The sequence below is a fragment of the Butyrivibrio proteoclasticus genome, from assembly GCF_900115735.1.
Taxonomy (GTDB): domain Bacteria; phylum Bacillota; class Clostridia; order Lachnospirales; family Lachnospiraceae; genus Butyrivibrio; species Butyrivibrio proteoclasticus_B.
Map to the genome: position 1 here is coordinate 1 of NZ_FOXO01000024.1, position 24,279 is coordinate 24,279.

Annotated in this window: 28 protein-coding genes, 1 tRNA gene and 1 rRNA gene; 9 read left to right on the forward strand and 21 right to left on the reverse strand. The window is 38.1% G+C overall.

Going from position 1 to position 24,279, the window contains the following annotated elements; all coding sequences use genetic code 11:
* Nucleotides 1-161, reverse strand: a 16S ribosomal RNA gene (locus BM146_RS13690); the annotation flags it as partial.
* An 893-nt stretch (nt 162-1,054) separates the two neighbouring features.
* Here BM146_RS13690 and BM146_RS13695 point away from each other — a divergent pair.
* The 9 genes from BM146_RS13695 (at nt 1,055) to BM146_RS13735 (ending at nt 8,053) form a co-directional block, all read left to right on the forward strand.
* Nucleotides 1,055-2,011: an SH3 domain-containing protein gene (locus BM146_RS13695; protein ID WP_074890188.1), complete on the forward strand. Its 957-nt coding sequence runs from the start codon at nt 1,055-1,057 to the stop codon at nt 2,009-2,011.
* 476 nt (nt 2,012-2,487) lie between these two features.
* The gene (locus BM146_RS13700; protein WP_074890193.1) at nt 2,488-2,889 is read left to right on the forward strand and encodes a hypothetical protein; all 402 of its coding nucleotides are present in this window, start codon (nt 2,488-2,490) and stop codon (nt 2,887-2,889) included.
* Nucleotides 2,886-3,281: a hypothetical protein gene (locus BM146_RS13705; protein ID WP_074890197.1), complete on the forward strand. Its 396-nt coding sequence runs from the start codon at nt 2,886-2,888 to the stop codon at nt 3,279-3,281. Before BM146_RS13700 ends, BM146_RS13705 begins: the two co-directional genes overlap by 4 nt.
* A 5-nt stretch (nt 3,282-3,286) precedes the next feature.
* A complete protein-coding gene (locus tag BM146_RS13710; protein ID WP_074890202.1) occupies nt 3,287-3,670 on the forward strand; it encodes a hypothetical protein in 384 nt (127 codons plus the stop codon).
* Nucleotides 3,667-4,167 carry a hypothetical protein gene (locus tag BM146_RS13715; protein ID WP_074890206.1) on the forward strand — a complete coding sequence of 167 codons (501 nt, stop codon included), beginning with the start codon at nt 3,667-3,669 and terminating at the stop codon, nt 4,165-4,167. Before BM146_RS13710 ends, BM146_RS13715 begins: the two co-directional genes overlap by 4 nt.
* Nucleotides 4,168-4,521: 354 nt before the next feature.
* Nucleotides 4,522-5,172: a sigma-70 RNA polymerase sigma factor region 4 domain-containing protein gene (locus BM146_RS13720; RefSeq protein WP_074890209.1), complete on the forward strand. Its 651-nt coding sequence runs from the start codon at nt 4,522-4,524 to the stop codon at nt 5,170-5,172.
* 54 nt (nt 5,173-5,226) lie between these two features.
* Nucleotides 5,227-6,270: a hypothetical protein gene (locus BM146_RS13725; protein WP_074890212.1), complete on the forward strand. Its 1,044-nt coding sequence runs from the start codon at nt 5,227-5,229 to the stop codon at nt 6,268-6,270.
* Between the two features lie 13 nt (nt 6,271-6,283).
* Nucleotides 6,284-6,697, forward strand: a complete 414-nt coding sequence (locus BM146_RS13730) for a hypothetical protein (RefSeq protein ID WP_074890215.1) — start codon at nt 6,284-6,286, stop codon at nt 6,695-6,697.
* A 36-nt stretch (nt 6,698-6,733) separates the two neighbouring features.
* Nucleotides 6,734-8,053, forward strand: coding sequence for a tyrosine-type recombinase/integrase (locus BM146_RS13735; protein ID WP_083413555.1), 1,320 nt, complete (start codon nt 6,734-6,736; stop codon nt 8,051-8,053).
* Nucleotides 8,054-8,142: 89 nt separating this feature from the next.
* Here the strand turns inward: BM146_RS13735 and BM146_RS13740 are convergent.
* From BM146_RS13740 to BM146_RS13835, 20 genes are all read right to left on the reverse strand, one after another.
* Nucleotides 8,143-8,230, reverse strand: a tRNA-Ser gene (locus tag BM146_RS13740).
* Nucleotides 8,231-8,350: 120 nt separating this feature from the next.
* Complete coding sequence (locus tag BM146_RS13745) at nt 8,351-8,968, reverse strand: methylated-DNA--[protein]-cysteine S-methyltransferase (protein WP_074890345.1); 618 nt, start codon at nt 8,966-8,968, stop codon at nt 8,351-8,353.
* A 33-nt stretch (nt 8,969-9,001) separates the two neighbouring features.
* Nucleotides 9,002-9,562 carry a Fe-S-containing hydro-lyase gene (locus tag BM146_RS13750; RefSeq protein ID WP_074890348.1) on the reverse strand — a complete coding sequence of 187 codons (561 nt, stop codon included), beginning with the start codon at nt 9,560-9,562 and terminating at the stop codon, nt 9,002-9,004.
* 100 nt (nt 9,563-9,662) lie between these two features.
* Complete coding sequence (locus tag BM146_RS13755; protein WP_074890222.1) at nt 9,663-10,505, reverse strand: fumarate hydratase; 843 nt, start codon at nt 10,503-10,505, stop codon at nt 9,663-9,665.
* 112 nt (nt 10,506-10,617) lie between these two features.
* The gene (locus BM146_RS13760) at nt 10,618-11,022 is read right to left on the reverse strand and encodes an HIT family protein (protein WP_074890226.1); all 405 of its coding nucleotides are present in this window, start codon (nt 11,020-11,022) and stop codon (nt 10,618-10,620) included.
* Nucleotides 11,022-11,654 carry a rhomboid family intramembrane serine protease gene (locus tag BM146_RS13765; protein WP_074890230.1) on the reverse strand — a complete coding sequence of 211 codons (633 nt, stop codon included), beginning with the start codon at nt 11,652-11,654 and terminating at the stop codon, nt 11,022-11,024. The genes BM146_RS13760 and BM146_RS13765 overlap by 1 nt, the downstream gene beginning before the upstream one ends.
* Nucleotides 11,655-11,668: 14 nt before the next feature.
* Entirely contained in the window at nt 11,669-12,688 is a 1,020-nt protein-coding gene (locus tag BM146_RS13770; protein ID WP_074890235.1) for an SCP2 sterol-binding domain-containing protein, read from the reverse strand.
* 38 nt (nt 12,689-12,726) lie between these two features.
* A complete protein-coding gene (locus tag BM146_RS13775) occupies nt 12,727-14,091 on the reverse strand; it encodes a DUF6382 domain-containing protein (protein WP_074890238.1) in 1,365 nt (454 codons plus the stop codon).
* A gap of 8 nt (nt 14,092-14,099) precedes the next feature.
* On the reverse strand, nt 14,100-14,528 hold the full coding sequence (locus BM146_RS13780) for a hypothetical protein (RefSeq protein WP_074890241.1): 429 nt from the start codon (nt 14,526-14,528) through the stop codon (nt 14,100-14,102).
* Nucleotides 14,521-14,946: a prepilin peptidase gene (locus BM146_RS13785; RefSeq protein ID WP_074890244.1), complete on the reverse strand. Its 426-nt coding sequence runs from the start codon at nt 14,944-14,946 to the stop codon at nt 14,521-14,523. The genes BM146_RS13780 and BM146_RS13785 overlap by 8 nt, the downstream gene beginning before the upstream one ends.
* A gap of 7 nt (nt 14,947-14,953) precedes the next feature.
* Nucleotides 14,954-15,847, reverse strand: coding sequence for a hypothetical protein (locus tag BM146_RS13790; protein ID WP_074890248.1), 894 nt, complete (start codon nt 15,845-15,847; stop codon nt 14,954-14,956).
* Nucleotides 15,837-17,162 carry a DUF5702 domain-containing protein gene (locus tag BM146_RS13795; protein ID WP_074890252.1) on the reverse strand — a complete coding sequence of 442 codons (1,326 nt, stop codon included), beginning with the start codon at nt 17,160-17,162 and terminating at the stop codon, nt 15,837-15,839. Before BM146_RS13795 ends, BM146_RS13790 begins: the two co-directional genes overlap by 11 nt.
* A gap of 94 nt (nt 17,163-17,256) precedes the next feature.
* Complete coding sequence (locus BM146_RS13800) at nt 17,257-17,475, reverse strand: Flp1 family type IVb pilin (protein WP_330391838.1); 219 nt, start codon at nt 17,473-17,475, stop codon at nt 17,257-17,259.
* A gap of 55 nt (nt 17,476-17,530) precedes the next feature.
* Complete coding sequence (locus BM146_RS13805; RefSeq protein WP_207649930.1) at nt 17,531-18,937, reverse strand: type II secretion system F family protein; 1,407 nt, start codon at nt 18,935-18,937, stop codon at nt 17,531-17,533.
* Between the two features lie 73 nt (nt 18,938-19,010).
* Nucleotides 19,011-19,775, reverse strand: a complete 765-nt coding sequence (locus tag BM146_RS13810; protein WP_083413556.1) for a type II secretion system F family protein — start codon at nt 19,773-19,775, stop codon at nt 19,011-19,013.
* The gene (locus BM146_RS13815) at nt 19,720-20,955 is read right to left on the reverse strand and encodes a CpaF family protein (protein ID WP_074890261.1); all 1,236 of its coding nucleotides are present in this window, start codon (nt 20,953-20,955) and stop codon (nt 19,720-19,722) included. The genes BM146_RS13810 and BM146_RS13815 overlap by 56 nt, the downstream gene beginning before the upstream one ends.
* A complete protein-coding gene (locus BM146_RS13820) occupies nt 20,939-21,964 on the reverse strand; it encodes a P-loop NTPase family protein (RefSeq protein ID WP_074890264.1) in 1,026 nt (341 codons plus the stop codon). The genes BM146_RS13815 and BM146_RS13820 overlap by 17 nt, the downstream gene beginning before the upstream one ends.
* Nucleotides 21,961-22,359, reverse strand: coding sequence for a prepilin peptidase (locus BM146_RS20520; RefSeq protein WP_074890267.1), 399 nt, complete (start codon nt 22,357-22,359; stop codon nt 21,961-21,963). Before BM146_RS20520 ends, BM146_RS13820 begins: the two co-directional genes overlap by 4 nt.
* A 122-nt stretch (nt 22,360-22,481) precedes the next feature.
* Entirely contained in the window at nt 22,482-22,958 is a 477-nt protein-coding gene (locus BM146_RS13830) for a flagellar export chaperone FliS (protein ID WP_074890270.1), read from the reverse strand.
* Between the two features lie 37 nt (nt 22,959-22,995).
* A complete protein-coding gene (locus BM146_RS13835; protein ID WP_074890275.1) occupies nt 22,996-24,249 on the reverse strand; it encodes a flagellin N-terminal helical domain-containing protein in 1,254 nt (417 codons plus the stop codon).
* Nucleotides 24,250-24,279: the final 30 nt, after the last annotated feature.

The window sequence follows — 24,279 nt, forward strand, 5'->3', positions numbered from 1 at the left end:
CCCCAGTATGAGGCAGGTTACCCACGCGTTACTCACCCGTCCGCCACTAAGAATATACAATCATCTGCCGAAGCTTCTGAAGCGTATATTCTCCGTTCGACTTGCATGTGTTAGGCACGCCGCCAGCGTTCATCCTGAGCCAGGATCGAACTCTCACGTTTAAAAGTTTGATCAGGCTAGAACTTAAGCTTGGCTTTTGTTCTGTCCGTTATTTACTATTTCTTTGTTCTGAATAAATTCTCTTGGAATTTTTCAGGGTTGCATTACTGTTTATTTGTCAAGGTGCTTTGTTGTTGTGCTCTTCAGCAGCAACTCGTTTAGTATATCGCAGCTCCAGATGTTTGTCAACAACTTTTTTAAACTTTTCTTTTCTTCTTTTGAAAGCCGCTATTTTCCTCAGCTTTCACACCCCTCTCTCGAGCGGGCAAAAATTATTATAGCAAAGCCCCCCTCCAAATGCAACAACTTTTTTGAGATTTTTTATTATTATATCTCCCTACATCATTTAGTGATTATTATCTAATGAACCACTACTCCTCGGTGTCATATAGCACCACAAAAATGATTCACTTCATTAAAATTGCTTCACCGAGCTTATTTATCATAGAATAAAGTGGCCTCAAGGAATAAAACAAAAAAGCTCGCAAAATTGCGAGCTTTTTAAACGGAGAAAGCGGGATTTGAACGAATCTCAGTACGATCTCCAAATATTGAAAGAAAGGAGCTTCGAGCATCTTCTAACGGTTTGAATTTAACCATTTCTTAACCACACATATTATTATAGAAAGAAGAGGAATAATTATATGAACGAAAATAATAATAACGAACAATCATTTTTTGAAAGAACTGTAAACTCAGTTCTCTTGCTAAACATTCTGGTAATAACAAACCTTATACTTTTAATTACCATTTCTGCAAGTCTTTTGCGTATTGCACGTTTGATGGAATATGTAATACTTGGTATCAGATAACTTGAATTTTGATAACTAATAACTTATCATTGTGTAATCCCCTTCAAACATATAGAAGAGGATTACACATAACGGAGATTATTATGAATAAGAAAACTAAAATTATAATAATTGTATTAGCAGTAATGGTTGTTGGAGGAGCAGTCTTTGGTATTTACAAATATAATGCAGCTCAAGTCGAGCAAGTAGCCGAGGCACAGGAGACAATTGATGTTGATGCTCTTGCAGAGACTTATTACAATGAAAACAAAGCCAACATAAAATCAGACACTACATTAGAAGATTGGAAAACTGTCTTTAAAGACTATTGGGCAAGCACAAATGGTAATGAAGCAGCAACAGTTGCAGATTGTTTAAACTATTTTGCACCAGATACAATACTTCCTGGTGATGTAGATGACCCTGAATCAATGGAAGTCAAAGTAGATAAAGAGGATGCTGACATAGTAAATGCTGAAATGCTAGGTGATGATGACAATGCAAGTGAAGAAGAATCAGTTGAAACTGTTGAGGTAGAGGCTAATGAGGCAACTACTGAAGCTTCAACAACAGATGCATCTACTGATACTATTACAAATACAAAAGACTTTGAAGTTGATTATTATGACAAGTCAAAGACAATGTATGCTATTAGAAGTGTCAATGTACGTAAAGGACCAGATGCAAATGACTTTGAAAAGGTATTAACACTCAAAACTAATGATGCAGTAGAAGTCATTGGTGTTGTAGATGAATACAACGGAAAAGAAGTATATTGGACAGCAGTTAAGATAAATGGACAGGAATACTACATCAGCGGAGTTTATTTATCAGATAGTAAAGTTCAGACGACTACTTCTAGTGGAAATAGCAGCACTAGCAATAGTAGCCAGCAACAACAATCAAGTGGAAGTCAACAGCAGTCATCTAATTCAAATACATCATCAGAAAGTTCAGCAGCTGATAAATTAAGAGGTATACAGGAACACCAGTTAGATGTACAGTCAGGTGGTAGTGGTGATGGTGTTGCGGTTGGTGACCAAGGTATTAATTGGCATTAACAAAGCATAATTATTTTTTAAGTTTGGCAGTCACATTTTTGTGGCTGCCAAACTCAACTAAATAAGCTTATAAGTGTGATATAAAAAGACACCTGCTTGCACAGGTGTCCCAAGTAACAGAAGATAAACGCCTATAGCCCGATCAGGTGCGAAGCACACAGCCGATGTTTTCATGCGGAGCAAAGCGAAGCTGCGGAGCTGAAAACTCGAGCGGAGCGTCCTTTGCTCTGGGGCAACTGGCGTAATCTGGAAAGGTGGGAGCTAACATTGCCTCCCACCTTTGTATTTTGTATTTTTCCAATCCAATATCCCACAAAATCTGAATTCAATGCAGATACATCTGTTTCTAAAATGATGTATCTATATTTTTTATGTATTTCTAAAAACTTTTTCTATTTTTTTCGAGCAATCGTCTCAGGATTCTCATTTATAGATAAGAAAATAAAAACTTAACTTATTTAAAAGGAGAACAAAACATGAGCATGGCATTATCACAGTTACATCTTTCCACTTCATCTATTGCAGAAAAGACTTCTGCCAAGGACTTCCAAGCAGTTGAGGCACGTATCAACCATAAGTTTGACGCAGCCACCAACACACAACTTGAGGAAATTGACCGCATCTCTATTACAGTACTTGGCTATAGAGGTTCGACACCTGTAGTCAAACTCCCCATCAACCTTGTCAAAAAGGTCACAGAATTAAAGGAAAAGCTTGATGCAAATAATTCAGTACGCATTGCATTTGAAGGTCTCAAAATCAAGCCATATGCGCTAATTAATGATAAGGGCTCTCTAATCAGTGGTGTTTCCTGCTCTGCTGACGACTTCACAATTACCCAATGTGATGAAGACGACTTGGAAGGTCTCGAATTATGAGGTTCCAGTACAAGGGAGGGGCTAATATGCCCCTCTCCAACTATAAAAGGTCTTATATTCAATTAAAGGATATCAGCCCAACAAAATCTGATATTGCGATTTTAAAATATATCCGTGCAATTTCTAACAATAATAGCGGCATATTGACACATTACATTTATCAAATTGCTATTAAAAATAGTCCTGAGCTTGCCAACGTTTATATCGCGGCTTCTGCCGTAAACAAAGCCGTTACAAGCAAAATAGTTGATGCACTAGAACAGGACAAGCCTTTTCACTTAGCAGAAGTGTCATTTATCAATCTATGTATTTGGCAATATAGCTATTTGAAAAACGGAAAAAACATTGTAGGCATTAAAGGAACCGCAGATTCAGTTAAATTGGAGGTTTAAAAATCATGAAACACTCGAGGTTATTCACTATTCTGACTATATTCTCAGAGGTTACAGACTTCTATTCTACAACATTCTCACTTGAACTAGATAAACGCAGTTTTGATGAAATCATAGATTGCAAAAATAAAGTTGAATATGTATCAGTGCGCCTAATTACTTCTGATACATCTACTTTTGATTCGGAAAAACTACGAGACGCAATGAATGAATTCCTCTGCTTTGTCAATTGCCCTTTCGACAGAGCAATAAAAGGAAAATTATGTCTTTATGTTTCTGCATTAAAAGTCGAATCTAAAACAACTATGCACGCACATCTATTAGTGCTTGAAGATGCTTATTCATGGGAATTGTACAAAAAAATCAACACAGAAGGAGTCAAAATATGAAAAAGGAAATAAACAATTTAATCACCAACATATCTTGTTATGTACAGTCGCTTTATACGGATTATATTCACACTTCAAATGAAGCTGAAGGTGCTAAGGCTGTATATCGCCGTAATATCTGCCTGTATAATTTTATGCTTAAAATGCAGGCAGATTTATTCCAAGCTATGAAGGGAAAGAACTATTCTCGCTTAAGCCCTATCAGTGACCCTTCTCAAATCCGCATAGCTGACTACGTTCAGAAAGACGGAACATATCTATACAAATTCTCTTTATCAAAGAAATCATCCGATGATGAAATTATCGATGTTATCCTTGATAAAATTAGCGCCAATATAAATGCAGATATAAAGCAAGCTGCGTTCTCACTATACACAAGCTGTGGATCTGATATGCAATTTTATTATCCTTACCTTGCGAATGGTCTTTACGTCCTTAAACTTATCGACAACGGCACAGACATTATTATGATCTGCGCCACTCATCTTCAACCATAACAATATCCTCTCCTCTACAAAGGGGCTCTCTGACATCAGGGGGCTCTTTTGTTTTCTATATTTAACTCTTTCGATATGTTAATAAACTGCGCATACATGTAGGTAAATTTCAATACATGTTAGTTGTTTTTCCAAAATATATACATGGTCCACAATCATTAGTCTGCTCCTTTCTTACATTCCGATACAGTGACATACATTCCCAAAAATCAATTCCTACGTTATTACAAGCATTGCTCTTAGTACCTCATATAGAGATTTAAGAGTGATGCGACATCTGAAAAATGATGCACCGACATATAACGATACATTTGTCTATACCTCTTAAATCACAAAATTTTGGAGGTATAAATAATGAACAATATAATTGTCACCAGTTTATCAAGAGTAACAGCAACATCCACATCACTTGACGCAAACACCACACAAGAGCACAGAAGTTTTGGAGCCTCGTTGGCTACGGTTAAAAAAATAAGGAGAGGCGTATTTAAGGATGGCAATAATTACGTATCTTTCTTTAAAAAGGATGGTTATTCCTTTATCCGTTACAATAACACTTGCTGTGAGGTATCCGAATCACTTTTTCGCGAGCTTGAAAAAATATATGAAAACCAATCTTACACATCGTTTTCGCGCACAAAGAATGGTGATGAGCAGGAAAAACAAGATCAAATTACTAGCAAAAAAACAACGCCAAAAGAAAAAAATCCCAATATTCAACCACAAATTGTAATCGGAATTGATGATTCAATGCAAAAAGAATTCGTCGAAAACCATTTTATCAATCCAGAGGATGAAATACTCTTATACGAACTCCGAGATAGTATTGGAAAGTTTAGGGAAACGCTTGATACAAAGGAACTTCTGATTTTTGATTGTCTTATCATAAAAGGCATAAGTCTCGCAGGATATCAGAAAATTGCAGGATGTAGCTCTTCAACTGCCTCATATAGAAAGGCAAAAATTTATGAAAAAATGAAATGCTATTTTACAAAACTCGTTTAATTCTTCGAGCAACCTTCGTGCTTTTCACATTATTAGTCAAAAGGAGGTGCTCACATGCCAGAGACAAAGCCAAAAACTGATACGCAATCAAGGTCATACTCCCTGTGTTTTCATAACTTAGAGGACACAGGGTACACTCACGAAAAAATCATGCAGATACTACAGTCAATACCATCAATAAAGTACTGTTGTTTAGCAGAAGAAATCGGCGTGGAAAGTAAAAAGCTTCATGCGCACGCATATTTTTATTCTTCTAGTCCCATCCGCTTTAGTACTCTTCGAAATAAGTTTTTTGATGCAGATGTTAATATTCAAAAATCCCAAGGCACCGCAGAAGAAAACCGCTCATACTGTTTTAAAGTTGGCAAATGGGAAAATGATCCCAAATCCGATCAAAGGATTAACGGACGGCAATGGGAGTATGGACAACTTCCCGAAAACCATAAAGGGCAACGAACTGACCTTGAACAGCTCTACCAACTGATAAAAGAAGGTTTTTCCAATTCTGAAATCTTAGAGGCTATGCCTGACATAGCTCTAAGAAATATTGATAAGCTTGATAAAGTCAGACTCTCTCTCTTCTATGATAAATATTCAAAGGAGCGTAGACTTGACCTGACTACCCACTATATTTATGGAATAACTGGCGGAGGAAAAACAAGAGGAATTCTCGATATGCATGGAGATGAATCCGTATATAGGGTTACAGATTATGCTCACCCTTTTGATAGTTATGACCCCACTCGTCACTCTGTCATAGTTTTTGACGAATTCAGATCAAGTCTTAAGCTTCAAGATATGCTTTCATATTTGGACGTGTATGCTGTCTTACTACCGGCACGATATTCAAATAAAGTAGCAGCATATACTACAGCATATGTTGTTTCAAATGAACCATTTGAATCTCAATATGCAGATATTCAAAAGGTACCAGATAAGGCGGAAACATATGCAGCATGGGTACGCCGTTTTAATGGCTATGTAAAGCGTTATAACGCTGATGGAACTATAGATACATGGGACACCATGAAAGAGTATCTTGATCGCAATAAGTCTTGGCATACGCCTGAAGCTACAGACAACTTACCTTTCGAATAACGGAGGTTTTAACATGCAAGTTAAGGATTACAAATCACTTATGCAAAGATTCAAAATGTCCCCCAAAACAAAGCTGGCTATTCTGCAGGATATTAGTAACACTTTAACTAACAATAAATACTTCTCTGTGCTCCCTGAATCTATATCCACAGATAATACAAATATCTTTAAAGTCTGCGATGCAAAATGGGTGTACTCAACAGATAAAACATATAAATCGCTTGCTATCTATACAGATACCACATGTGGAAAACGCTGGATTCACGTCTACAGTGATGACAGCGCAATTAAAGACACATCAGAATCAATTTATTCCCAGCGGAAGGAATCTATAATAGTCGCCTTCCCAAACATATACTTCTATCCATATTCCATTGGAGGCAGAGGAATATCTCTTCGCTCCTGCGGAGTATTTATAGTCAAATAAAAAAACAAAAGAATAATAGCAGCCTTCCCCCAAATCATGAATACAGAATTAGGCGCTGCTCTAATAGGAGAAGTCTGTATCGTGAAAAGCATATTGAAATCCCCTTCAGATAAGATTAATATTTCTTTAGAAGATTCTTTAGAAGATGCTCGTAATGAATATATGAAGCACGAAAAAGAAATTATAATCGGTAACTATACTCTTCCTTCAAAACCTTCAAAAGATGGCTATTATAGAGTATATGTATCCGACAAACAGGCAAAGAACGGGAGAAAACAATTAAGCGCCAAAAGTCTAGAATATCTAGCAGATAAGATTTATAAGCATGAAAAAGGAATCGATGGTTGTGCTAAAAAAACTTTTTCAGATGTCTTTCATATTGTCGAAAGCGAAAAGCTTAGATATATAAAGAATACGGAAAAGTTATTATCAGCACAGAACACGGCATCAAAGCACCGCTTCGAATATAACCGCTTTTTCAAGGGTACAATCTTTGAAACATTGTTCATTGATGAAATCGACAAGCGTGATATTGAAAATGTTATTATAACCAACCTTCAAAAGTATGACATAAATAAAAAAGCTTTTAATGGTATGATTTCAATTATCCGCTCGGTATTTAAACTCGCATATTATGAGTATTGGATTACTGACAATGTTTTTCTTAGGATTGATTTACGAAAATTTAGCGGAATGCTTGCAGAAACCACACCAGCTTCAGATAGAGTCTATTCTGAAAAAGAATTATCTCAAATTCTAGATTATATCAGGCAATATCAGCAGGAGAATCCATCATATATGCCTGCATATGCATTAGAATTACAGATTCTTATGGGATTACGAAGGGGTGAAATCCCGCCTTTGATGTGGAGTGATATTCAAAACGGCTGTATTTCCATCAACAAAGAGCAGATCACAGTTAAAACTACTGCCTCTTGTAAACAGCACTGTACTATTGTTAATCACACCAAGACTCACAAGAACCGGCTTTTTCCTGTAACCAATGATATAGAGTCATTTTTGAAAAAGCTTAGGAAAGTACATCTCGTTCATAACCTGAATAGTATGTATCTGTTTCCTTATGCAACATCAACTGGTGTAATATCCAATAGTATCGTGTACTCATTCTATGCTAGAGTAATTGATAACCTCGGTCTGAAAAAGAAGGATTTAATTATGGGGCCTCACTCTTTCAGACGAAATGCTATAACTGATGTTGTTAACGCAAGCAACGGTAATATGACCCTTGCATCGCAGCTCTTTGGCAATAGCCCACTTGTAGCAAATCAAAATTATTATACTGGCGTTGATATGAATTCCGCTATTACTGCATTAAATAGCAGAAAATTGTCTTAACCAAATCTTAACCAGATTTTTAACCAAAATTCAAACCAATAAAAAACGGAAGTCCAGTATTTATCTGAACTTCCATCTTCTTAGCTAAACGGAGAAAGCGGGATTTGAACCCGCGCACCGCGCGAACGGTCTACACCCTTAGCAGGGGCGCCTCTTCAGCCACTTGAGTATTTCTCCATGCCTGAATCCCTCTACCAATATGTGGTTTTGAACTCATGCGTTTATGTTAATTAACCAAAACGCAAGTTTAATTATACAAATACGTGGACCCTTTGTCAATTGTTTTCTCACTATTTATTACATGCCATATTTCTTTAAATCAACTTTCCCATTTATAACTTCCACGCCTTCTTGCATGAGGAGGCGTTCCTGAACCCCTTCACCAAAAGCAAAATTACCCGCGAGTTTTCCCTTGGAATTGACTACTCTAAAGCATGGTATGTTATCCGGATCCGGATTATTATGCAACGCATTACCTACTGCTCTGCACATTCTTTTATTTCCAGCCATCTCCGCAACCTGGCTATATGTAGCAACGTGTCCCGTGGGGATTTTTTTCACAGCTTCATATATTCTTTTAGTAGGAGAATCTGTAATAAGGTCATAACTGTAGCCTATCATTCTTTTTATTTCTTCATCAGGGATTGTGCCATCCAGTATTACAGTGTTCCAGTGTTCTTTATTCTGATGATACGCCGGAATTACAGATTTATATGCTTTTCGCCATAAATCCCGCCAGGCCGGATCGACTTTTAAGTTGATATTTATATATCCATCTTTTTCATAAGTCCATAAAAAAGCCTTCTTACTCCCTTTTACTCTGACAAGCTGCCAATTTTGTTCTTTAAATGGTGCTTCTTTATACGTGTCCGGAAAAGATAAACCATATTGTATAACTTCCTCCCTAGTCTTCATTTCAATTCCTTTCCACATCTTAAGAATCAACTTCTAAAGTATCTTTTTGCCTGCAGTTTCATAGAGATTATTTCCCTTTGAATCAATTACTACAATTGCAGGAAATCGCTCAACTTTGAGTTTTCTGATAGCTTCGGTACCAAGATCATCGTAGGCAATTACTTCGGATTCAACAATTGCTTTAGATAAAAGAGCTCCCGCTCCGCCTATGGCTGCAAAATAAACTGCCCCGTTTCTGATCATGGCATCTATTACTTTATTGGACCTTTTTCCTTTGCCAATCATTCCGCTAAGACCGAGATCAAGAAGAGAAGGGGTATATTTATCCATTCTGCTAGCGGTTGTCGGTCCCGCCGAACCTATTGGGCGGCCTTCTCTAGCAGGTGATGGTCCCATATAGTAAATGAGATTTCCTTCCACGCTAATTGGAAGCGGTTTTCCTTCAGCAAGCGCCTTAGCCATTCGCTTATGAGCAGCATCTCTTGCAGTGTATATCGTCCCTGTGATATAAACCATATCACCAGCCCTAAGCTCCTTCATTTTACTTTTATCTACCGGTGCCTGTAATTCTATATCCATATTATTGTTTTCCATATTCTGTAAATTCATTTATCTCATTTTTTCTTTCAACTTTGTTTAGCAGCGCTTATATACTATATTCTTTTCTCCTATATTGTTCCAAGAACATATGAGATCAGATTGTTTTAGTCACATGCCTGTTCACATGACAGCATATATTTACTGCCACAGGAAGTCCTGCAATATGCGTCGCATAAGTGTTGATATTTACTGCAAGGGCTGTTATTTTCCCACCCAAACCAGCCGGGCCAATGCCTGTCAGATTAATCAAATCAAGTATTTCTTCTTCCATTTCACGAACATATTCTATATCTGAGTGCTCTCCAACAGGCCTTGTCAAAGCTTCTTTGGCCATTTCTGCACATTTCTCAAATGTTCCACCAATTCCAACTCCCACTACCATAGGTGGGCACGCGTTTGGTCCTGCATCTCTCACAGCCCTTACAACTGCTGCTTTGACACCTTCTTCGCCATCAGCAGGCTTAAGCATAAATACACGGCTCATGTTTTCTGAACCAAACCCTTTAGGCGCACAGGTGATTGTAACCTTATCCCCGGCAACTATATCATAATGAATAACAGCAGGTGTATTATCACCTGTATTCTCTCTGATCAGTGGATCGCTAACGACTGACTTTCTAAGATACCCTTTTGTATAGCCTTGGCGAACCCCCTCATTTATTGCGTCATTTAAATTTCCACCAACAAAGTGTACATCCTGTCCCACTTTAAAAAAGAACACCGCCATTCCCGTGTCCTGGCATATTGGAATCTGTTCATTTTCTGCAATCTGAAGATTCTCCTGAAGCTGGGCAAAGATCTTTTTTCCGAGTTCAGAATCTTCATCCTTTTCTGCTTTATCAAGCGCTTTCTGCATATCAGACGAAAGTCTGTAATTAGCACTGATACACATATCTTTTACAATTTGTGTTATTTCTGAAACGTTTATCTCGCGCATTTAAACCTCTTGTACGTTAATCATTTTAGTCTACCTAATGTATCAGCCATATATAATATGTGGATAATAGAAAAATAAGTAGACCCACAGTATGTGAATCTACTTAATATAATCAGCCAATAATTGTATCTTTAATCTTAACAAGCTCTTCAGCCGAAGGACTTGTAGGATTCCAAAGAATCTTTTGTCCGTCATTTTCATATCTTGGAATTACGTGAAGATGAAAATGCATAACAGTCTGACCTGCTACAGGTCCGTTGTTCTGCACAAGATTAAGTCCATCGCATGCAAGTTTCTCTTTCATAAGACCTGCTACTTTTTTAGCAACTTTAATTGCTCCTGCTGCCTTTTCTTCAGGAATTTCAAAAAGATCTGCGTAATGCTCCTTAGGAAGGACCAATGCGTGTCCCTTTGTTGCAGGGCCGTTGTCCAAAATTACTCTGAAATCGTTATCCTCATATATTGTGTTTGATGGAATCTCTCCATTTGCAATTTTACAAAAAATACATCCGTCCATTATGCCAAGCCCTCCATAACTTTATTATTGCTAAATACTATTATATTTATAACCCCCAGCACAAATCCTGTAAGAAATCCTCCCAGATGCGCCGGTGTATTTGCTCCCTTTTGAAAAAAGCACGCTTCAACTATAAAAACTAATAAAAACAACATTCTTACAGCGGTTCCTCTGTTTTTCAGAAAGGTCGTTCTGTTGGCAATGATCCAGGCAGCCAAGAATCCCACAATCCCCATAATAGCACCGCTTGCTCCAATAGAGAACCATGTGAGGTTGTTCTTAACCTCGTAGGCCATAGATAGGATATTGCCAAAAAATCCCGATAGCAGGTAAAGAACTACATAAAATAAATGTCCTGTGTAATTCTCAACAACCGCTCCAACAAGAATTAAAATCGCCATATTGTTGCAGATGTGATCAATATCAGCATGAAGAAACATGGCCGTAAAAATCCTGTAAAACTCTCCTTCACCCAATATTCTCTCTGTTACCATTGCGCCATCAGCATACATCCATTTGGTAATATGCTGACTCAATATATATATGATTACATTCAAAAGAAATATGGCAATACTTACGTAAGCTTGTTTATAGATTTGTTTCTGTCTTTCCCAAAATTCTTCTTCCTGCATATCTGTCCCCAAAATTATGAGCCTTTAGTTTCCATAAGTTCAAAGAGCTGGTCCATGCTTCTAAGGAGTTTAAAATCTCCCTTCATCTTTATACTTCCGGCCATAAAGGCTCTTTGAAATGTCATATGTCCATCAAGAATTTCCTCGAAGATTTTCTGGTCTGTGGAGATTACCACATCGCACCCTTCCTCTTCAGCCACACGACAGCTACACTTTGAATTGTTTATATCTATAATAATAGGCTTAAGCTTGCCACCCTCAACAAAGTTTATTCTATACTTGGCAGTCAGACCTGCTACAGGTGTGAACTTCTTTAAAAGAACTTTTGCATATTCCTCTGAGTTACCTGATGCTGCGCCATCCTGCCCCATCTTATCCCTAAAAATACTGGCAAGTTCCTGAAGATCTTCCTTTTGTTTTTTTACATATTTGTCATCTGACGCATATTCCGAAAGCTGCTCAGACTCCTGCGGTGTAAGATCAATGCTGTTGGCAATTGCCACTTTATTGATAACCGCCTGATTGCTGGCAGGGAAAACAGGCATCTTCTGATTTATAGTCCTGTAAATATTCTCAGCTTTTTTATCTATTATCTTGGAATACTCAGAACTGTTCTCAAGTTTGGTAGTATCCGCTATGTACCCACAGATTCCCTCGCAAGGAAGTCCGCCGAGCATTTCCCAGGCTGCCGCAAGGCTCATCATCCCTTCGCGTTCTCCGTGTGTTGTTGACATAACAACCGGTGACATATAAATCTGCTTTATTTTCTCTTTATCACCGTAAAGCCAGCAGGCATCCAAAAACTGCATCATGTACCCGCCAACGCCGAACCATTCAACTGTAGATGCCAAAATAACTCCATCTGCATCCTTTAAAGTGTTGGGCAAAGCAGTAATGCCGTTTCTCTGCTCATAGAGATTATACTGCTGAACCTTTACATTTAATTCCGTTAAAACTGCTGTAATCTGCGAGATAACGCATAAGGTAGGATCATCAATGATTCCCCTTCCTCCATAATAGATATTAATATTCATGAATACCCCTCCAACCAGTTAAAAATAGTATATCACATTTATCGGAGGTCAAAACATATTCTGCCTAATTTAACCTCGTCTCCTTCATCAATATAAGTCTTTTTCTGAGCCGCTATTTTTAATCCATTAACAAAAGAACCGTTGGTAGAGCCAAGATCGATAAGAGCAATGCCATTCTGGTCTTTAACGATTCTGCAATGCATTCTTGAGATACTGTTGTCGGGAATGATACTATCGACACAGCCCTGCATTTTCCCTATTGTTATAGGAAGTTTATCAAGACATATCCGTATTGTCTTATCAAGGTTTGTACTGTAAAGGGTCATGGCTTTTTCATCCGTATCTGTAAGGACAATTGTCGCTCCATCGCAGCAATCATTCTGATTCTCGTGTGTGTTTTTTTCGGAAAAAGATGAAGTTACTCTTACCGGTGCTTTATAGGCTTCATAATTTTCGTCTTCATAGTCATTGTAGTCTTCATAAGTCTCCTCAGCATCCACATCTTCCAAAGCTTTGTCTCCTTTTGAAATTTTGTGCCCATTCATGGTTTTGATCCCATCTATGAGCGCCACTGCTCCTGTGATTCCTGATACGAGCATAATTCCAATAGATAAAAGGCTCTCTTCCTTTGTGAGAATATAGTTCATCCTCACATACATTATCCCTGCAATGACCGCTATGAACATAAAAAAGAAAAGGATCTGCACTTTTCCACTAAGAACCCTTTTCGAGCGCTCCATTCTGCTCTCTTCCACGACTTCATCTTCCTGTTCTTCAATATCAAAATTCTCATACGCATTGTAATCCTCATTTGTGGTTTCCTTATTGTAAATAACAGGCTTTATTTCCCTGACTCCCTCGTTTTTCCCAAGGATATCTTCCAATATATCAAGAATAAGCATCTCTTTTATATGAGCTTTATCACATAAATCATAGATTATATCAACAGCCCCCTCGTCATCATGATCTACAATATCAAGAAGTTGCTCCGCAAATTCTTCAAAACTCTTTTGTTCCTTGAGATATGGGTAATACATAAAGCAACATTCTCCGGAAGAAAGATTTATGAACACATTTTTTGTATCAAGAACTATGCCCTCTTCTCCCATCAGAAATTCTGAAAGGTTCTCCATCATTTCTTTCATATCTGATAAAAGTTTTATTAGCTGCTCCTTGTTAAGCCCCTTAGCAGAGTATCTGTCTGCAATATTCAACATGGATGTAATGTCGTAATACAGAAAGCTTTCCTGATTGATTGCCCGCACATTACATTTCAAAAGTCTTTTCACTCTTCCACTTTCAAGGATTTTCAGCTGATATCTAGCGTCTTTATTACTATCATCATTGCCGCAATTGCAGACCATATAGCTATGCTTTAAATCTCTGTAAAATTTAAATTCCATTTCTTCTCCTATTCTAAGAATCCTTCCCCAATGTCTTTGTATCTCTTTATTTTTCTAATATGTTTGATGCAGGATAAGTCTTTAGCTTTGCCTGCTGCCATGTAATCCCAGCCAGTCTTGGGCATTAAGAAAAAATTGCCCATGGCGCGTGTTCTTACATTGGCATATCCTCTTACAATCACTTCATTTTCATTAACTTCTGTTTTTATAACAGGTTTAGTGCTCCCAAAATATTTATTTCCCAGCTTTTCATCTGTCTTCGTATATTCTTTTGTGTCTAAAATACTTGTCCTGAAAGCAAGGATATATGTATCTTGTGACAGTATGCACCTTCCATACAAGTAATAGGCAAAAGAAATAATGATAACAAAAACACATATGGCCATAGGCACAATAAGTGAAGCCTCCAATGTCATATATCCTTTTACTTTACGCAAACATGCTCACCACCATTCCTGCCAGTATGAACGGGATAAACGGGAATGTGTCATTTCTTTTGGCTTTCCTGATCACTATAAGAAAAATTGACATCACCCCGCTTGCAAAAAGTGCTATCGCCAGACCTGCAAAGAGCTTACTAATTCCAAAAGCAACACCTATGGCCATAGTTATCAGGCCATCGCCATAGCCTATACTTTGGCGACTTAGGACAGATAACACTACCAGTAAGACTCCCGGAATCAGTGATATAACAAGTTCTGTTACAGTTTTTTTATGCAATACCAAAGAAAGCACTCCATCAATGAGGGATATTCCCGCCATGCTTATGACAAGCCAAATAGAAATTTCTTTTTTCCTAATATCAGAAATAGCTGATATCGCCAGCAAAAAGAGCTGAATTACATTAAAAATCATATCTATCTTATCCGCATCCGCTGCATGGATGCCTTCCTCCTACTTCAGAAATCGGTATTGTATATATCTTTCTTTTTAGGCCCGGGCAGTCTACTTTACTGTGATATCTGTTTCCATAGTCGGTTATAAAAACATTTCCTCTCTTAACCTGCTGCCCACAGTATTCACAAGGGTAATACTTTGAGCCATCTTCATTTCTTGCATTTTTAATTCCGTCAAAATCGATACTTCTTGTACTTAGCTTCAAGTATTTACAGTTTATGTCCCTGTGATAAACTTCTCCATGTTCAGTGACATAGACCATCTCCTCTTCAAATGAGCATTCGCCTTGCTCCCCTTCCAGATCATATCCCGTCCAGGCATGGCCAAAAAATCTTCCTTCAACCGGAAATTCGTTGAATCCCACAATAGGAATCATTGGTTTTACCTTATAAGCAGCAACTATATCTATATAATCATTTCCCTGAAGAATCCTTGATGATAAAAAACTGATTTCACCATCAGAAACAATCCCCTTTTTCAACTCTTCTCCAAGGTAGTTTTCCACATTGTTTTTGGCATAAAGTGTGGATACTGCCCCCACCGCTGTGGAAAGTCCGGTATTTTCTGCTCCGATAAACTGCTCTGCATTTTTTTCATCAAAAGCAAGAAGCATCATTTCACTTCCTGTCTGGTGCAAAGCCGCCTCTATATCACACTGTATTTTAACGATATTAAAGAGCATCAGAATATTAGCAAAAAAGAACAAAAACAATGGTAACGCAATAGACGCCTCAAGGGTCATAGAAGCAGTTAGAGGCACTCCTTTTCTGATCACCTGGAGAAGCGATTTGATTATTCTTTTTATTTTTTTATAAGAAGTGCCTTTAGCTGCTCCTATTCTTCCTGTATTACTCCTCATAGCCGTAGACCCTATCGATTGTTGCGCCATATCCATAACTTGTTCCTATTTCTATCTCAGCCCTAAAGCAGTCAAGGCAATGATCTATTTTGAAATCTGCATTTCCCGATGTTTTCCTGATATCCATTTCCATAATATCCATAAGTCTCTGGGTCTTAATGTTAAAATCTGTCATAAACACTATCATTCTAAGATAATCTTTGTAATATAGCCCTTCTCCACAATCTCCACCATCGTAATCCCTAAAGGAAAACATTGCCTCAAGCCCAAGCTGCCAGGTGTCATCGCTTTTCGCCAAAGGAACTCTTCCACCATTAAACAGTATCTTTAAATCTGAAATACTCTCAGCAAAAGTCCAGGCAAAAAGTATAGAATACTTAACAAGCTCTTTTAGCTCCGGAACCAGCATAACAGCCGTCAAAAGAGATGCCATCATGTCAGCTGCCTCAACTTTTGGCCCGCAGTTAAAAAGGTATAGCATATTTGAAGCCTGTCTCCAGAACAAAAGCGTCCCAGCCACATGTCCGAGATTAGCATAGTCACTATTCTCACCATAGGCCAGATACTCCATCTGATATTTCAAAAGAGATTTCTCCATCTCAGCGCCATAATATCCGCATTTTTCATAGTAGTACTGCTCGATAAGAGCTCTTTTGGCTATAGACATATCAAGGTCATCATTTAGACCTGTCCCTTTATTCTTTTCTCTATGGGATGCGTATTCAGAAAGATTTACCACTGTATCAGATATTTGGGACCTGTCGCTAATTGCAAGATTTAGTGGTCCGATTCCTCTATTGGAATTCACTGTATCTGCCGGATTCCCGAGGCTTACCTGTTCCTCTTCGCCTTCATCATTTATAATTGTAGGAAGCTCTATCTCATCTATCTCTTCCTGATTTTCTCTTGCCATTGCATCAACATCCGTTGTATCAAAACCAGACTCCTGAAGAGTCATTACATTCTCCTCAACATCCGAAACAAGACTACCAATAACATCTGCGCCCATATACGCCAAAATCTGTCTATTGAGAACTGCTCCGTTATTATCTGAAGCAAAAGAATTACCGGTAATATTGGCATCTTTGCAGTACATCCCAAGCATTGTGTTCTGCCCCAGAACTTTGCCAGGAAGCGATAGCTCAAGATTTTTCTGAACATAGTTCCTTAAGTGCTCCTCTGTATTTACGATAGTATGACTTCCTGTTCCATAAGAAGTATCTACCATCAATAGGCCATACTGTTCGTAAAGCTGCCTGCTGTACTCTGCAAGTACAGAATTCATGGAGATGTCTGCCACGCATTCTGTCTTCATTTTTACTGCTCCAATCCTGGCTCCTTCGTACAAAGCCAGGATCAGAGACAGTATTATTGTGATAGATAATGACAAATATACAGTTAGGTAGCCTTTAGTTTGTAACCGCACGGGTTTCCTGTCTGATAGTTTTAAAGACATCTTCGACAATTCCTGAAATCTGTTCTTTGAACACAATTACCAGGCCAATCAGGACAACGATTATCAATATGACTTCAACTGTTCCCATTCCGGATTCATCATTCCAGAAATCTCTAATCCCCGTCATGATTCCTTTTCCAATCTCTTTTGTCTTTTTTACAAGTTTATTCATTTTTCCTCCTTTGCGTTAAACACAATATTTGTAAAAGCAAGTTTCCTGCATTTACTCAAAATGCCATGTATGCCGGGATCATGATCATTACCATGACCACCAGAAGCATAAGTATCATTGGAAGAAGGAGCTTTGTGCCCGCTTCTTCGCCAAGTTTTCGGACCTTGTCCATTCTTTCATTGAAAGCGTTCTTTGATTCATCATTAAGGACCTTTAAAAGCTCTCCGTTGCCCTTTCTCAAGTTTTGAGCAAGCAGTGTTGATAGTCTTGAATACTGCTGACTTGAGCACCTTGATCCAAATCTTTCATAGGCTTCAATTTCAGATATTCCACTTGCAAGCTCTCTACAGGCTCTCACAAGCTCTTCATACACAAAATGTTTTTCATCTCCTTTTTCCCTGCTCTTGATATAGTTTTTTCCAAGCTTTTCAAAAATATTTCTCACTGTCATTCCTGCCCCGAGATAAAGAACAAGCTGCGACACAAGCTGTGGGTAATCAGCCAGCATCTGCAGATTTCTCTTCTCCATTTCTGACTTTAGTTCTTCATCTTTTGCTATATAGCACATGCAGGCTCCCACAATTGTGAGCACCAGTATGAGAATACTGTTATCTTCAACCTGTTCTGACCAGACTATTGCTTCCCCTTCTATATCTTTGGGAAGTTCTATAGTTTCATCATAAGTAGTTTTCCCATCTGCTTCTTTCAGCAGATCTCCCAGGCTTTTGGCCAGTCTCTCCTTAGGCGAAAGAGCTTTTGGAAGCAAATTCATAACAAATTCCTGTTTCCAGGTTTGTTCATTGTACTTATAGATTGCTGTCGCGTTAAGTAACACACCTTCTTTTGGAATCTTGTCAGTCTCAAGCCTTCCGTCTGAATGCATGAGCTCATAGTCATCAAGTTTCCACGAAATCTGAAATGGATACCCGGGAACATTGTCTATTAAGTTAATATCATCTCTTATCTCACCAAACGTCGGATTATCTTTTAGTATTAGTTGTTCAGCCTCTTTACTTGCTCTTTCAAAGAGCTCATTTGCTTCCACGGCTGAGTAAAGTCTTTCATTTACCAGGAAATCATACTCACCAATTTCCTCCCCGGTTTCGCTCTTAGCCAGCAAGCCGGCTTCGAACTCACCTTCCCCATAGTTTTTTCTGTGAATAATGTTGCCCCCTTCAAGGAACTTACTATTTCTGCTACTTATGAACATTGCTGCCGCCAGAAAACAACCTGCAAGTACAATGACCAAAACAATCGAGATCTTACGGATAAAGTATTCTGTCTCCATCTGCTCAATGTCTTTTCTGTTGTGTAGGGCTGCGAGATATCCTCGTATTCTTCCTTCTTCTATTGGTCTTTTTTTACTGCAAAGCTTTTCATATATGAAAAGAGCTATCTTAAGAAATTCTCTGCTAATGCCTTCTTCATTTATTCCGGCAGGAAGCGTCATCTCTTTTGCCATGATCCATAAAACAAAAAGGATTATCGGCGGTATCAAATATAAAACAATCATTTCTTTTTTCCTTGGGACTAAGTTAAACTACAATATTTATGATCTTTTCAGATAAAAGATATGCCGCAAGATATGCGATCATACAGATAGTCATCAGAATAATTCCAAAAAGGTTATGATATAAGGGGGCAAAAAATCCTTTGCTGGTAAGGCTGATGTAAAAGATAATGAAAAATGGTACACCTTTCATTATCCTCGCCTCCATCCTCTTGGAACTTACAAGAACTTCGATTTCTTTTTCTACCTCTATCTTTCTTGATATTACAGAAATAGTCCTGCTTATTATATCCGTCAGATTTCCTCCGCTTCTTTTGGCAGCAGCAAAAACAACAGCAAATTCCAGAATGTCTTTGTTCCCACTTTCAACACCAAAGTTGTACAGAAGCTTTTCAAGAGGAATATTATTTTTTAGCCCTTTTAGAATTCTATGGAGATGATTACATATAAGACTCTTTTTTCCATATAGAAGTTCTATGTCTTTGGTCGCTTCTTTAAAGGCATTTTCAACAGAATATCCAGCTTTCAGATTCGTGAGCACTGAAGCTATTGCATCCTTAAACTGTATTCCTAAAAGCCTGCGGGTTCTTTCCTTCAAAACTTTTTTCTGATAGAAAAACCAGAAAAATGCAAGCGGCGATAATATCGCCATTGCCAGATATGAATCATAAAAAACTTTTCCAAATAAAACCACAATACCTATTCCCCGGAGTGCAATCGGGATGTCACTGATATCAGGACGGTAACTTAAAGCCTGCTGCCATGAGCTTTTCAGTATTTTTAAGTTCACCAACTTTCCTCCATGTTCCTATTATTCTCCCATTGTTATCCACACCTTTTTCCTCAAACTGAAATAATCTGTTTGTGCATATCCTTCCGGTTAGTGGATCCAGCTCTTTTTCCAGTTCACATATTTCAAGCAACTTCCTTGATCTGTCCCTCAGTCTTCCTAAATGTACAATTATGTCTATTCCTGATGCTATCTGGCCTCTGACGGCAGACAGCGGTATTTCCATTCCCATAAGGACCATTGTCTCAAGTCTTGAGAGCATATCTTTTGCACTGTTCGCATGACCTGTCGACATAGACATGTGCCCTGTATTCATAGCCTGAAGCATATCAACTGTTTCCTCTCCTCTGACTTCGCCAACTACTATCCAGTCAGGGCGCATTCGGAGGGAGGATTTGATAAGATCTCGTATTGTTATCTCTTTACATCCCTCTACGTTGGCATTTCTGGCTTCAAGCTGAACAAGGTTTGGAACTTCTCTTATCTGCAGCTCTGCATTATCCTCAATGGTTATGAGTCTTAAGTCTTTTGGAATAAAATTGGAAAGTGCGTTTAGAAATGTGGTCTTACCGGATCCGGTTCCACCTGAAATAAAAACGTTATATCCCGACTTAACCAGGACTTCCAGATATTCTTTAATATAATCAGACAGTGCCCCCAGCGTTATCAGATTGTCCATAGTAAATGGATTCTCAGGAAATCGCCTTATAGTTATAATTGGTCCATTTAGCGCTACAGGATTAAGAACCACATTGATTCGTGAACCGTATATTCTGGCATCTACGATAGGCGATGCTTCGTTAACTACCCTGTTGCAAGAGGCAACTATCTGCTGAACAACATCCTGTAGTTTTTCCACTGAATCGAAGTGGTTTGCACTCTTGAATATTGCTCCATTCTTTTCAATAAAGATATTTTCTGTTCCATTTACCATTATTTCTGTGACCTCAGGATCATCTAAAAGTTCTTGAATGGCATCCAGCTTTCTTATTGAGTAAAAGACCTGCATTCTTATCTGTTTCCTTTGTCCGGTGGAAACAGATAGATGTCTAATCTCATCGAAAAGCGCTTTATCAATAAGTTCAAGCATTTCGTCATCAGAAATATCTTTTGAAAAGTCCAAATCTCCAATAACTCTTTGCCTGACCCTGTGCTTAAGCTCGTCATCCTGCTTTGTCACTTACTATTTCCTCCTTCTTTAAAAGGTCATAGGTATACCTTGAAAAAGCAGGCGGGTCCTTTAGATCAGGAAGGTTTATCTTTATCATCGAAGCAAAAACATCTTCATATCCATTTTGTCTAAGAACTTCTTCATATATCTCCACTCTATAGGAATCAGCACTTGTCTGCCTTGTAATAGTAAACAATTTGTCACAGAGTTTTAATATTTCAAAAAATCCTTCAGGATACTCCGTAAGATCAAGAAGCACATATTTATAACCTGCTTCATGAACTAAAAGCTCAAGGAGCAGCTTTAGCGCATCGGCACTAATATCCCTGATCTGCATGGCAGTTCTGGCCGGCATTACAACATCAAGATTTCCCACTGTCTTTTTTATTTTTTCCAGATAAATACAAAACTTGTTCCTATCACCTTCAGAATAATACATAAGATCGGTGATACTTCCATCAGATTCAATGTTCAGGATTTTTGGAAGAGATGAGAAACTATCAAAGCTAAGCATGATCGTTCTTCCATAAGACGAGAGAATTTCTCCCATTTTCAGAGTTAAAGACGTTTGTCCACACTTGGATATTGGCGAATATAGTCCGATCACATTACCTGTATCGCTGTTAAATTCTGCCGTTAGCCCATCGAATGCCTCTGCTTTTTCTGCGCAGAAATCAACAATAGTATCAACGATCTTACCAGCCTTCTGATACTTTGTTGTATGAGCAATATTCTGCCCACCATAAAAGCTTTCCTCCTCCCTTACACCTCCTGAATCCTCATCCAGGATCAGTATATTCTTAAAATGCTCTGTTCCTGCTGCCCCAAGCTCTAATAGAGCTGACTCAGAAACCACAAGAAGTGATGTTTTATTCTTTCTGGCAAAATCCACAAGGATGTTCACAGATGTGAATGCTTCAATTCTAAATGTCAGTTTTAAGTTTTCTTTTAAATACTCATACAGCCTTCCGCAATAGGTCTCGTCAAGATCACAGAGCGTTAGCAGTGGCCTTGTCATAATGTACCTCCAATAGTAAACAACGCACTAATAAGCACTGGTACCGCAAAGTGTATCGTTCTTTTTTTGTTTCTCTTAAATATCAAAATAAAAAGTGAAATAATACCAGCTATCAGGAATGATAGAATGATGCAGGAAAAAGTGTCCTGCACTGACATAAAGGATGCTGCCGTCATGAATAATTTAACATCTCCTGCGGCAATACCTTTAAAAAGATATACCGGAAACAAGATAACAAACGAAAAAACGATTGCTGTCATTGCAGCCAGTAGAGATTCCAGCCCGCCCAAGGCTGCTGTGATGACTCCTACAAGAAATCCCGGAATCAACCAGAAATTATAAATCCTGTCTTTGTACAGATCGGTAAAGGCTGCTCCAGACAAGAGGGTTAACAAAACCGTATCTATATAAGCTCACTCCTTTCTGTTTTTCTTCGAGCTCGCGAGTATAGAATTTAGCAAATATAAGTTTTGTTGTAAACCCCCTTTTTCTAAATCAGCATTTTGCATAAAATATTTCAAACTACATAGCCTCTGTTCGTGGAAGCTGCTGTAACATCTTCATTTAAGCTGTGTTTTCCGTATGTAAGCCCTGCGTAGACCTTTTGAGTGTTATCCATCATAGGTCCGCTCTTATCCTTTTTTTCCAGCTCTCTATAGGCTTCGTGAAGAGTCTTCATATTTTTTTTCACTCGCCAAATTCTATTGAGGCTGTGATTAACTCCGGATACAATTAGCTCCTTTTTTGAAAAAATGTATATATTGTGAAGATTTTTCCCTAAATCTGTGTGCAGATTTACAGAACGAATTAATTCATCAAGGCAGCTTTGTGCTTTTAGTAAACTCTTTTCGCCATCAGCGTTTTGGCCTAGGCTTATTTCATCCATAGCATCATCAAGATAATCAATTATAATCTCGTAAAGTATGGTTATCATCTGGGTTTTATTGGCCTGAGTTATTTTTAAAGTATATTCTTGTTTTTTCTCCTGCGTCATATAGCACCTCGATTCGTAGCAAGTCAACGATCATAAGTTACTGCAAAAGCTGTAGCACCTGTGACGGTCTTTCATTGGCTTGTGCCATCATAGATGTTCCAGCCTGCGAAAGAACCTGCTGAGTTGAATAAACAGTCATCTCCTCTGCCATATCTACGTCCATGATTCTTGAGTAGGCTGCTGTCATATTTTCAACTGTCACGTCAAGGCTGCTTGTTGTATGTTCAAGTCTGTTCTGATATGCGCCAAGTCTACTTCTGATTGAGCTAATTGCTGCAATCGCATCTTTTACACTGTCGATTCCAAGTCTCGCTTCTTCTTGAGTAGTAACATCAAGGTTATTTATACCAAGCGTGGTTATTGATACTTTTGAAATTCTAATATCAAGCGTCTGGCCTTCATTAGCACCAATCTGCATTGTCATAGCACCTTTGGCTGTCAACTCCAGATACAAATCTCCTTCATATGTATCACCAATCTGAAGTTTTACTTCTTTTCCGTCACGATCAGAAAACGTAATGACATCCTCATTTACAGTCGCCATAATGTCACTTGAAAAATAATTTTCATAGTTTCCGTCTGATCCCTGCTTTTGAATCATCATGCCTGAAATAGTGCTATTTTTAGTATAATAATTTCCGTTTTCATCTAAGAGATAATTCTTTTCCACGCCTGTAGGTCCTATAACATTCTTTGAATGAGAAAATGATAATGGACTACCATCGGTATTAACTATACGATAATTTCCAGCTTCCATATTATCGGAATAACTTATAACTCCGATACTCATGATTGTTTTGTCAGCATATGTTTCTGTAGTGTCATCTGCTTTTGTAACTGTTCCGGTTCCTTTTACATATCCTTTTAAATCAAAAGACCCATCAAGAATATTCTGCCCATTAAACTGAGTAGTTGCAGATATTCTATTAATCTCATCTTTTAGAAGCGTTACTTCAGACTGAATTATTTTTCTATCATCATCAGTAAGTGTTCCTGTACTTGCCTGAACACAAAGCTGATTTATTCGTTGTAATATATCATGAACTTCAGAAAGAGTTCCGTCTGCCACCTGAACTATCGATATTGCATCGTTTGAAGTATCATTTGCTACTCCAAGTCCTTCTATCTGTGAATTCATTCTTCTGGACATCGCAAGACCGGATGGATTATCTTTTGCATTTGCAATCTTAAGACCGCTTGATAATCTCTCCAAAGACTCTGAAAGGAGTTTATCATTTTTCTGAAGTGAATTATGCGCTATCATAGCGGATACATTGTAGTTAACTTTCATTTTTACCTCATTTCTGCATGTACTTCGCCA